This window comes from Pandoraea captiosa (assembly GCF_902459775.1).
Lineage (GTDB): Bacteria > Pseudomonadota > Gammaproteobacteria > Burkholderiales > Burkholderiaceae > Pandoraea > Pandoraea captiosa.
The window spans coordinates 664,932-675,822 of the sequence record NZ_CABPSQ010000002.1 but is presented as its reverse complement, the minus strand read 5'-3'; the positions used below and the strand labels follow the sequence as shown (position 1 = coordinate 675,822).

The following is a 10,891-nucleotide window of genomic DNA, read 5'->3' as shown; positions in this document are numbered from 1 at the left end:
CGAGTGCACGGACCCGGCCCCTCAGAATCGCCCCCACGCATCGGCTTTCAGCGCCCGGCTTAGAGAATGGTCGGCACCCATTCATGATTTCCCGGCTACCTGCCTGCAGGAGTGGAACGAGTTAATCCACGCACTCTTCCCTTTCGGTCACCCTGCATGTGTCGAGTGGAGAAATGCGGATGTCATTTGCTCAGTTTTGGATCAGGTTGGTAAGACGGGGCTCTTGAACTTCCTAATCTACCCGTCAGGAGGCGGTGTGCGGTTTGTCAGCGCCCGGCGGGCAGGCGAGTCGGGCATGATCTCGCTGCAAATGACTGACGGCGGCGTGGTCGTTCTGAAGCCCAAGAAACTCACGCTCGAACTCTCAAATGATGATGCGGCGTGGTCGTACTTTCGCGTCGAACTTTCCCACGTCCCACCGGCAATACCGGAATTGGCGATGTGCGATGGCGCTCAGAGGGAATATCTAAGCGAGCTGGCGCCTGGCATATACGCCCCTCGCGGACGCTATAGCGGATTCGTCACAGACGCCCAAGAGATCGAGCCTGTCGTCACCGGGCGGCGGGTGTGCCGACTGCTCTCCGGCACCTGTGTGTTGTTCAGCATGCGCTCGCCGTACGGACGTGCACCAAGCTCCGAGCGGAGGTATCACGAACAAATGTCTGAGAGCGCCTTCCGAGCGTTCGTGTCTCGGCAAACAGTGTCAAAACCTCCGAGGAGCTAGCGACTCCGTACGACGCTTGTGCAGCCGAATCGGTATGCGATCATTCTCAGGTGAAAAAAGGGGCACGTCATGTGCCCCTTGATAGCGCTCGCGCTACTGTCCGCGCCAGTACTGTCAAAGCTCAGCCTCTCGCGCCGTTTTCATAAGCGTCACGCGCGCTTCGTCAGCGTCTCCAACACCGTTGAAAAAGACATTCAGTACTATCGCTGATATGGCTGTCAACAGGATGGGGCTCTCAAGAATCGGCGCCAGGTCATGCGGAAACTGCGAGAAGAACTTGGGAGAGACCACTGGCAGCATACCGACAGCGATACTGATGGCAATCACGTAGAGGTTTCTTAGGTCGGTCAGATCAACCCTAGTAAGAACCTTGATACCGCTCGCGGTGACCATCCCAAACATTACGATGCCCGCCCCGCCGAGAACAAACGGCGGAATCGATGCTACGACTACAGCGACTTTGGGAAAAAGGCCAAGCACCATCAACAATACGCCGGCAGTAGCGCACACCCAGCGACTTTTCACCCCCGTGACGCTAACTAAGCCAACGTTCTGTGCGTAAGACGTGTACGGAAAAGTGTTAAAAATCCCTCCGATGATCGTACCCAGACCGTCCGCCCGAAATCCTCGGACAAGGTCTTTCTCTTCGACGGGCTTGTCCACGATTTCTCCAAGCGCCAGAAACATGCCCGCTGATTCGATGAAAGTGACGAACATGACAATGCTCATCGCAGCAATCGGCCAAAAACTGAACACGGGGACGCCAAAGTGAAACGGGAGAATAAACCCGAACGCCGGGACTTCCTTGAGTTCCCCCATGGACACTTGCCCTAGTGCTCCCGACACGACAAATCCGAACAGTAGTCCGAGCAGAATCGCAATGTTTGCGATAAAGCCGCGGGCGAAACGCACCAGCAGAAGAATGGCGACAAGCACCGAAGCGGCGATCCCAAGGTAAAGCGGACTACCAAAGTTGGGATTACCAAAGCCGCCCGCCGACCATGCTGCGGCTACTCCCATCAAAGAGAGCCCCACCGCAAGAATCTCTGTGCCCGTTACCAAAGGCGGAAAAAATCGCAGGAGCTTGCCGACCACGGGCGCCACCAGAATCCCGACGATACCGGCACCAATCGTAGCTCCAAAGATGCCGAGGAGCCCAGCGCTAGGGTTAGTGCCAATCGCGATCATTGGCCCCATCGCTGTGAACGTCACCCCCATCATGACCGGAAGGCGGATGCCGATTCCCCCCACTCCTACGGCCTGCACCAGTGTGGCCAAGCCGCACGCAAACAGGTCTGCATTGATCAATAACGCGATCTGCTGCTTCGGCAAATTGAGAGCTGCGCCTAACACCAACGGAATCGCAATGGCCCCTGCATACATGACAAGGACGTGCTGACACCCGAGAACAAGGAGCGAGAGCGCTCCCAAATTTTCATCAACGCGACGACGCTGCATTTCATCCTCCAAGTTACGTTCCTAGTGGCACCTAATGGCGCCGTCCGTGCGTTGGTGGTTTATGGGAAGTGTGGCCGCGTGATTGACGGCTCTCGTATTCGCTTGTCTCGAAGGTTAAGCGGCACCCGCGAGAAAGGTATACCAGACTAGCATTTCTAAAATGCCAAAAAAAATATATTGACTGGTATTTTCCCGCGATTCGGAGCGTAGACGCCGACAAAGGTTAGAGATAGGTTAGGTGACGTCACGAGAAGCCGTGCGGGAACTCTGCCGGCGTTCCTACTGCGCTTATGAGTGAGGCATCAATCCGGTGCACGCTGCAAATTGAAGCAAGGCACGTACCATTTGACGCATTGCGCGTAGATCAGAGCAGCCAGCGATCCGGAAATCCCCTTGGTTGACAGGGAAATTTCGTCGACCTATTTTTGGTATACCAGAAACTCAACCTAAAGGTCCAAAAATGATCAGGGGGCAGTGACTGGCGCTCATACCTGGCCACAAACGGGGTGAGCGATGAGGGACTCGACAGCAGCAAGAGCGCGTGATTCGCATCACCGATCTCGCTATCGAGTGAACTTCAAATCCACCACAAAGAAGGCATTGACATGCAACAGGCAGCTAAGCAGGAAGACAGGGAGTATCTGCGCCACTTCTGGCACCCCGTTTGCACCGTCACCGAGCTGGAACGAGCGCACCCGTCCAGCGTCGGCCCCCTTGGCGTAAAGCTACTCAACGAACAGATCGTGATCGCGAAGCTCGGCAAAGAGTATGTCGCGATGCGTGATCGTTGTGCCCATAGATCGGCTAAGCTCTCGTGCGGCAAAGTGGTCAACGAGCAAATTCAGTGCCCGTACCATGGATGGCAGTACGATACGAAGGGCGTATGTCAGTTGATCCCTGCATGTCCCGGTAACCCGATTCCCGCTAAAGCGAAAGTTGAACGCTTCAGCTGCGAGGAAAAGTATGGCCTCATCTGGGTCCGTTTGGACTCCACGCTCGACTGCACCGAGATTCCGTACTTCAGCGCGGCCAACGATCCAAAAATGCGCATTGTTGTACAAGAGCCATATTGGTGGGATGCGACAGCGGAGCGGCGCTGGGAGAACTTCACAGATTTCTCTCACTTTGCGTTCATTCACCCAGGTACGCTATTTGATCCCCAGAACGCGGAACCTCCGATCGTTCCGATGGACCGAGTGAATGGGCAACTCCGCTTCGTGTACGAGACGCCCGAAGACATGGATGTTCCGGAAGAAGCCCCGATCGGAACCTTCTCGTACCACTGCAGCATGCCGTTTGCTATCAACCTCGCGGTGAAAAAATACACGAGCGATTCATTGCATGTGCTCTTTAACGTGTCTTGCCCCGTTGATGACACCACGACCAAGAACTTTTTGATTTTCGCGCGAGAGCAGGTCGGGGATTCCGACTATCTGCACATCGCATTCAACAACGTTGTCTTCGCCGAAGATCAACCCGTCATTGAATCACAGTGGCCCAAGGGCATCTCGAGTGACGAAGTTTCCGTCACTACAGACAAAGTGTCCGTTCAGTACCGGAAGTGGCTCAGGGAGTTGCAAATGGCCTATGCGGAAAGTGGCGACGCGTTCCGCAAGGCACTCCTCACGCCTCAGCTGGAAAGCACTCGGGAGTATGCCGACCTGCGGCAGGCTTAACCGTTGAAGCGAGCGGGGGGCGTGTGCGTGCGCCACCCGCTTCACAAGCAAGCAGCCCGTGGGTGAGTACCGATGTCGACGTTGATCGCATAGCAATGGTGTACTACCCAATCAAAGCGGTCGAATTGCTGCGTGAGAGAGGAGGTGATCGAAGCTCGATGGATCGGGCAGAATGCTTTGAACCGCCCCAATCCAGTGGAAAAGCTCATCTTTCCTGAGAAATCGTGCTAGCCGCACTGTCTCATCGGTGGCGCGGACGACCTCACTGGGCGCAATGCCCCCCCACATTTCCTTGCCTGCCGCACGCCCGGTACGCGGATCGAAGTGTCGCTCATTCGTCGCTATATCTATTTCCTCGGCGACTATGCCTCCGACAGAATGTATCCGACGGCGCGTTGCAACATTTCCATGTCAACTGTCTTAGCGGAGTCCGCATTTCGTAGGGCTCGTGCAGACAGACCTTCAAGAAGTGCAGCAACGATCTCACACCGCGATTGGACACCCGGAGTGCCCGCCCCCAGGAGGTCGTGAAATGCCTCGCGCACCTCAAGATCGTTGTTGCCTATCAACTTTGAGACCTCGGGATTCCGGGTCGACTCGGCGAGAATTTCGATCGACAGCGTGGCATTTGCGGAATCCACGTAGCGTGCGACGCTTTTTGGGATGACGTTCAGGATTGCCGAGACGGCGTCCTGGTCACGCGCGGCCGCTCTGCAGTCGTCGATCAGTTGACCGAGCTCGCTGTGCTCTCGGGCGACGATGCCGGCAATGATTCCCTCTTTCCCACCGAAGAAGTGATGGATGTGGCCCGCGCTCATTCCCGCAGCCGCAGAGATTTGGGACATGCTGGTCCGGTGAAATCCTTCGCGTCTCACGCACTCCGCCGCAGCCTTGAGCACTTGCTCCTTCCGTCGAACTGCCACGGCCGTTTCGTTGAGCTTTTTCGCAGTTGTCATCGTTCTTCTCACAGTTGATCGGAGGGTACCTGGGGCGAATTAGAGTGTTTGCTAAGTATTTGCTTGCGCCCGAATAGTGCCTTGATACTTTACACTTTCATTAGGTGGGTCGTTCGACCTAAATTGTAGGTGCGTTCCTTCCTAGCGTGATCCGCTCGCGTTCTGCGATCAGCCCACCACCCCGTCATTTCACCAGAAAAATAGGTGGGTCGAGCCACCTAAATATTAATATATTCAATGAAGAATCAAATGACACCCCGCGCCATGGTTACGGCCTTGGGGATTTTGGGCATTGCGCTCCTGCCCGCTTGCAGCAGAACAGATTCGGGCACGAAGACAGCGGAAGCTCCAGAGGTCAAGGTTGTTACGCTGGCACCTAGGACCGTGAACCTCTCTTCCGATCTTCCTGGTCGAGCTTCGGCATATATGGTTGCCGAAGTGCGGCCCCAGGTGGGGGGCATCCTCTTGAAGCGCCACTTCGAGGAAGGCTCGATGGTGAAAGCCGGACAAGTGCTTTACCAGATCGATTCCGCACCTTTCCGTGCGATCGAGGCAAGAGCTGAAGCCAGTCTGGATTCGGCCCGTTCGCTGTCTCAACGGTATGAGACGTTGGTCAAGGTTCACGCCGTGAGTCAGCAGCAGGTTGACGATGCTCGCTCCCAATACCTTCAGGCAAAAGCTGCAGCCGAAAGTGCACGTATTGACCTTGGATATACCCGCATCACGGCGCCGATCTCCGGCCGTATCGGACGCTCATCTGTTACACAGGGCGCCCTACTTACTGCGAATCAAACCACAGCGCTGGCAACCGTACAGCAGTTGGATCCGATTTACGTCGATATTGAGCAACCGGCTAAGGCCTTACTTCAGATGAAGGAAGAGTTGAGCAACGGGCAAATCAAGAACGTTGGCGGACAGGCGGAGATACATCTCAAGCTGGAGAACGGTCGCACCTACCCTCATGCGGGGAAGCTAAAATTTTCCGAAGTCAGCGTGGATGCTAGCACTGGTGCAGTGACGTTGCGGGCGGTCTTTCCCAATCCGGAGGGAGCTCTGCTACCCGGTATGTTTGTACGAGCTGAATTGCTGGAGGGCGTGCGTGAGCACGCGATTTTGGTCCCGCAACGCGCTGTATCACGGGATACCCAAGGAAATGCGGTCGCGCTGATTGTTGATTCTCAAAGCCGGGTCCAGCAGCGCTCTCTGGCAACCGATCGCGCAATCGATGGGCAGTGGCTGATACGGAGTGGCTTGCAGAGTGGTGACCGGGTGATTGTCGATGGTTTGCAGTTTGCGCGTCCAGGTGGACAAGTGAGGCCCGTTGATGTTAGCCCGCCTAAATCCACCGGCGTATCTTCTCCCCGCCAGACCGACTAAAGGCCGATCACATGTCTAGATTCTTTATCGACAGGCCTATTTTCGCGTGGGTCATCGCAATCGTAATCATCATCGCGGGCTCGCTTGCAGTAGCGAGCATGCCCGTGAATCAATATCCCAACATTGCTCCTCCCGCCATTGGCATTATCGCGAGCTATCCTGGCGCCTCTGCACAAACAGTGCAGGACACGGTCACACAGGTTATTGAACAGCAGATGAATGGGCTGGATGGCCTCCGCTATGTCCGCTCGGAAAGCAACACCGACGGTAGCGTCACTATTATCGTGACCTTTGAGCAGAGCGTTGACCCCGATACAGCGCAGGTACAGGTACAAAACAAACTGTCATTGGCGACGCCAATGTTGCCGGAAGCCGTGCAGAAGCTTGGGCTTCGAGTCGTCAAGTACAAGCTGAACTTCATGCTGGTTGCCGCGCTTGTTTCCGAGGACGGTCGACTAGACAACTATGCACTTGGCGACTTGGTGGTGTCTCAACTCCAGGACCCGATCACGCGAACGCCTGGTGTCGGCGACTTCATGGTGCTGGGCGCTCAGAACGCGATGCGCGTTTGGCTCGACCCTGCCAAGCTTGATAGCTACAAGCTGATGCCAAGCGACGTGATCACGTCAATTCAGGAGCAAAACGTTCAGGTCTCGTCTGGACAACTCGGTGGGCGACCAAGCTCAGGCAAGGTCGAGATCAACGCTACAGTGATTGGGAAGTCTCTGCTCCAAACGCCGAAGCAGTTTGGAGACATCCTGCTGAAAGTGAATGCGGACGGCTCACAGGTGCGCTTGCGTGATGTGGCAGACGTGAAGCTCGGTGCGGATGACTATTCCATTAGTGCTATGTACAACGGGAAGCCAAGTGCCGGTATCGCACTTCGTCTGGTTTCCGGGGGGAACACGCTTGATGCAGTTAAGGCGGTTCGGGAAACGCTCAAGCAAATCGAGCCAACGCTTCCGGCTGGGGTAAAAGTTGTTTACCCCTATGACACCGCCCCTGTCGTCAGTGAATCAATCAAAGGCGTAGTTCACACGCTGATTGAGGCCATCGTGCTGGTCTTTATCATCATGTATCTGTTTCTACAGAACTGGCGTGCAACGTTGATTCCCACTCTAGCGGTACCGGTCGTACTGCTAGGTACATTTGGCGTGATGAAGGCCTGCGGCTTTACGGTCAACATTTTGACGATGTTCGGCTTGGTGCTCGCCATTGGCCTCCTGGTGGACGACGCAATCGTTGTCGTCGAGAACGTCGAACGCCTGATGGCCCGGGAGGGACTGTCGCCAGTAGAAGCGTCGCGGAAGTCGATGGACCAAATTTCTGGTGCGTTGGTTGGAATCGGGCTGGTGCTCTCGGCGGTTTTTGTGCCGATGGCATTCTTCGGTGGGTCGATTGGCGTGATTTACCGTCAATTCTCAATCACCATCGTCACAGCGATGGCGCTATCGGTGCTGGTCGCCCTTGTCTTTACCCCGGCACTATGTGCGACGTTACTAAAGCCGGTGTTTGATGAGCACGAGAAGCGCGGATTCTTCGGGTGGTTTAACCGAACGTTCGATCGAAGTGCCGATAGGTATGAGCGGGGAGTGGCGCGCGTGCTCCGTGGACGTGGTCGTTACATGCTCGCGTTCGTGGGCATTGTAGTTGCTCTCGGCTTGCTGTTTCCGCTTATGCCGACGTCCTTTCTACCCGACGAAGATCAGGGATTTATCGTTACGCAAGTAGAGCTACCCAAGAACAGTACCGCAGAACAGACCGACAAGGTACTGAAGGAAATGTCTGACTACCTCCTAGTTGATGAACACGAAACCGTCAGCGCAGTGTTCGCAGTGAATGGCTTTAGTTTTTCCGGACGAGGGCAGAACTCTGGAATGGCCTTCGTGATGCTCAAGCCGTGGGAGAACCGTAAGTTGACGGCGGCCGAGCTACAACGCAAGGCAATGAAGCGCTTCGGTCAGATCAGATCTGCGGTAGCGCTCGCCTTTCTACCTCCTGCAATCATGGAGCTGGGAAACGCAACCGGCTTCGATTTATTTTTGCAGGATGCTAGCGGCAAGGGACATGAGCACCTGATGGAGGCGCGTGCGAAATTTTTGGCAGAGGCCGCGAAACGTCGTGAGCTTAGTCTGGTGAGACCCAACGGGAAAGATGACGAACCTCAATATCGCGTCTTGATCGATGACGAAAAAGCACGCGCATATGGTGTCACCATCGCTGACATCAATTCCACGATGTCCGCAGCGTGGGGCTCATCGTACGTCAATGATTTCATCGACCGAGATCGGGTTAAGCGTGTCTATGTGCAAGGCGTGCCGGCATCACGTATCACTCCGGAGGATTTCAGCAAATGGTATGTGCGCAACAAAGCAGGCGACATGGTTTCGTTTGCCACATTTGCCACCGGTGAGTGGACATACGGCTCGCCCAAGCTCGAACGCTATAACGGTTTACCGGCGGTGGAACTACTTGGTCAACCCGCACCTGGTTTCAGTTCTGGAGATGCGATGCGCGCAGTGCAGGAGATCGCCGCAAATCTTCCTTCCGGCGTGAGTGTTGCATGGACTGGGTCGTCGTATGAAGAGCGGCTGTCGGGTTCGCAGGCCCCAGCGCTCTACGTGCTGTCGATCATCGCAGTGTTCTTATGTCTCGCGGCCCTGTATGAGAGTTGGTCGGTGCCGTTTGCCGTGCTGCTCGTGATTCCACTAGGCGTGCTCGGCACCGTAATTGCGACCCTTCTGCGCGGCTTGGAAAATGATGCATTTTTCCAGATTGGTTTACTGACCACGGTCGGCTTGAGCGCAAAGAACGCTATCCTGATCGTCGAGTTTGCAAAAGATCTTTACGAAAATGAAGGCCGCAGTCTCATCGACGCAGCAATTGAGGCATCTCGACTCCGTCTGCGTCCGATCATCATGACGTCTCTGGCGTTCACGATGGGCGTGATTCCTTTGGCGATCTCTAGTGGGGCTGGTTCGGGCAGCAAACATGCTATTGGAACCGGTGTTATCGGCGGCATGGCGATGGCCACCTTCCTTGCCATATTCTTCATTCCCTTGTTCTACGTTGTCGTGACGTCGCGCTTTAGCAAACCGAAGAAAAAATCCGATGTACGTCACGCGGAGGCTTCGGCATGAGAATCGAACGAGTCTCTTTAAGCGCGTTGAGTGTCGCACTTTGCTTGCAGTTTGCTGGTTGTGCTCATACGCTTGCGCCGGCATTCGAATCGCCGCCGTTACCGGTCCCGAAAAAATGGGAGTTCGACGATCATTCCGCAGTGAGCAACGGGCCCGCGACCGTGGTCGACGTGTCGTGGCAGCATCTTGTTGCGGATAGCGGCATGCGCCAAGTGATTAGCCTCGCACTCGACAACAACCGGGATTTGCGTGTGGCCGCGCTAAACATTCTCAAAGCGCGCGCGCAGTATCAAATACGTCGCGCAGACTTGCTTCCCAACATGGGCGTTGGCTTCTCAGCGACCAGCGAGCGTACGCCTGCTTCGGTCTCTGTGACGGGATATACAACGACCTCCCACGCCTATGAAATCGGGTTTGGAACCTCGGCGTGGGAGTTGGACCTCTTCGGACGAATTCGTAGCCTGAAAGACGCGGCGCTGCAGCAGTATCTGTCAACGGTAGAGGTCCAGCGGGCGACCAAAATCGGATTGATCGCTGAAGTGGCAAATGCATACCTGCAACTCGCTGCGACAGACGAGCAACTCGCTCTAGCGAGAGACACAGAGCACGGTCGACAACTTTCTTACGAAATTCAGCGTCAGCTATTTGAGACAGGGAGTGACTCGGACGTGGCGTTGAAGCAGGCTCAGGCGGAGTTGCAGGCCGTGCGCGATGAGAGGCTGGCGTTGGAAACAACTTACGCTACCAATCGGCATGCGCTCGATCTACTTGTTGGCCAGGCGTTGCCTCCGGAGCTGCTCCCGCACGCGCCACTTGAGTCAATGTTGGCAATCCAAGAGCTACCGGCCGGGCTGCCATCAGACCTGCTTGAACGCAGGCCAGACATCATCGCGGCAGAACACTTGCTACGCGGTGCCGACGCAAACATCGGCGCCGCACGTGCCGCTTTTTTTCCAGAGATCACTTTGACCGGTGGCATAGGGCAGGCGAGTGCATCGCTAGGCGATCTATTTGTAGCGGCGAATCGCGTTTGGACGTTTATGCCACAGATTAGCGTGCCAATCTTCGCTGGTGGGAGGCTGCAAGCGAACCTGGACGTGGCGAAGGCTGACCAGAAGATTGCAATCGCAAACTATGAACATGCTATCCAGACTGCTTTTCGGGAAGTGGCTGATGCGTTGTCCGCTCGGGAAAAGCTCCGGGAGCGACTGGATGCTCAGCGCATCCGAGTAGACGCTACACGTTCGGCTTTTGCGTTAACCCAAGCGCGGTATGACGGTGGCGTTGACAATTACCTTTCGGTACTTGACGCCCAGCGAACTATGTTCTCCGCGCAGCAACTGTGGATCTCGACTCGCTTAGCCAAGCAAGAGAATATCTTGACGCTTTACAAGGCGTTAGGCGGTGACTGGAGAAACCGGGATCATGCCTCCGAAGTTGGCAGTTCGGATTTCGATTAGTGAGCGCTGCGTTTCCCTGAAGTAATTGCCGGATCGTTTGCAGGGGCTCGACTTTACGTCGATGTGCCGGATTGCGATTCGCGAGGAGAGGGGCCACGTG

Annotated in this window: 6 protein-coding genes; 4 read left to right on the top strand and 2 right to left on the bottom strand. The window is 55.6% G+C overall.

What is annotated here, in order from left to right; genetic code table 11:
* Positions 1 to 838 precede the first annotated feature (838 nt).
* Positions 839 to 2,182, bottom strand: coding sequence for a nucleobase:cation symporter-2 family protein (locus PCA31118_RS08270; RefSeq protein WP_150624714.1), 1,344 nt, complete (start codon positions 2,180 to 2,182; stop codon positions 839 to 841).
* Between the two features lie 605 nt (positions 2,183 to 2,787).
* Between PCA31118_RS08270 and PCA31118_RS08265 the strand changes: the two genes are divergently transcribed.
* Positions 2,788 to 3,858 carry an aromatic ring-hydroxylating oxygenase subunit alpha gene (locus PCA31118_RS08265; RefSeq protein ID WP_150624712.1) on the top strand — a complete coding sequence of 357 codons (1,071 nt, stop codon included), beginning with the start codon at positions 2,788 to 2,790 and terminating at the stop codon, positions 3,856 to 3,858.
* Positions 3,859 to 4,220: 362 nt separating this feature from the next.
* On the opposite strand, the gene PCA31118_RS08260 is transcribed toward PCA31118_RS08265, so the two are convergent.
* Positions 4,221 to 4,814 (bottom strand): TetR/AcrR family transcriptional regulator, encoded by a 594-nt coding sequence (locus tag PCA31118_RS08260; protein WP_150624710.1) that lies wholly within the window; start codon positions 4,812 to 4,814, stop codon positions 4,221 to 4,223.
* 237 nt (positions 4,815 to 5,051) lie between these two features.
* On the opposite strand from PCA31118_RS08260, the gene PCA31118_RS08255 reads away from it, so the two are divergent.
* The 3 genes from PCA31118_RS08255 to PCA31118_RS08245 are packed head-to-tail and all read left to right on the top strand — an operon-like array spanning position 5,052 to position 10,791.
* Entirely contained in the window at positions 5,052 to 6,191 is a 1,140-nt protein-coding gene (locus PCA31118_RS08255) for an efflux RND transporter periplasmic adaptor subunit (protein WP_150624708.1), read from the top strand.
* Between the two features lie 11 nt (positions 6,192 to 6,202).
* Positions 6,203 to 9,331, top strand: a complete 3,129-nt coding sequence (locus tag PCA31118_RS08250) for an efflux RND transporter permease subunit (protein ID WP_150624706.1) — start codon at positions 6,203 to 6,205, stop codon at positions 9,329 to 9,331.
* Complete coding sequence (locus PCA31118_RS08245) at positions 9,328 to 10,791, top strand: efflux transporter outer membrane subunit (protein ID WP_150624704.1); 1,464 nt, start codon at positions 9,328 to 9,330, stop codon at positions 10,789 to 10,791. Before PCA31118_RS08250 ends, PCA31118_RS08245 begins: the two co-directional genes overlap by 4 nt.
* The last annotated feature ends 100 nt before the right edge of the window (positions 10,792 to 10,891 follow it).

Excerpts from the sequence above, each read along its gene's own strand:
- PCA31118_RS08270 (WP_150624714.1), bottom strand. The coding sequence starts at position 2,182 with ATGCAGCGTCGTCGCGTTGATGAAAATTTGGGAGCGCTCTCGCTCCTT.
- PCA31118_RS08265 (WP_150624712.1), top strand. The coding sequence starts at position 2,788 with ATGCAACAGGCAGCTAAGCAGGAAGACAGGGAGTATCTGCGCCACTTC.
- PCA31118_RS08260 (WP_150624710.1), bottom strand. The coding sequence starts at position 4,814 with ATGACAACTGCGAAAAAGCTCAACGAAACGGCCGTGGCAGTTCGACGG.
- PCA31118_RS08255 (WP_150624708.1), top strand. The coding sequence starts at position 5,052 with ATGAAGAATCAAATGACACCCCGCGCCATGGTTACGGCCTTGGGGATT.
- PCA31118_RS08250 (WP_150624706.1), top strand. The coding sequence starts at position 6,203 with ATGTCTAGATTCTTTATCGACAGGCCTATTTTCGCGTGGGTCATCGCA.
- PCA31118_RS08245 (WP_150624704.1), top strand. The coding sequence starts at position 9,328 with ATGAGAATCGAACGAGTCTCTTTAAGCGCGTTGAGTGTCGCACTTTGC.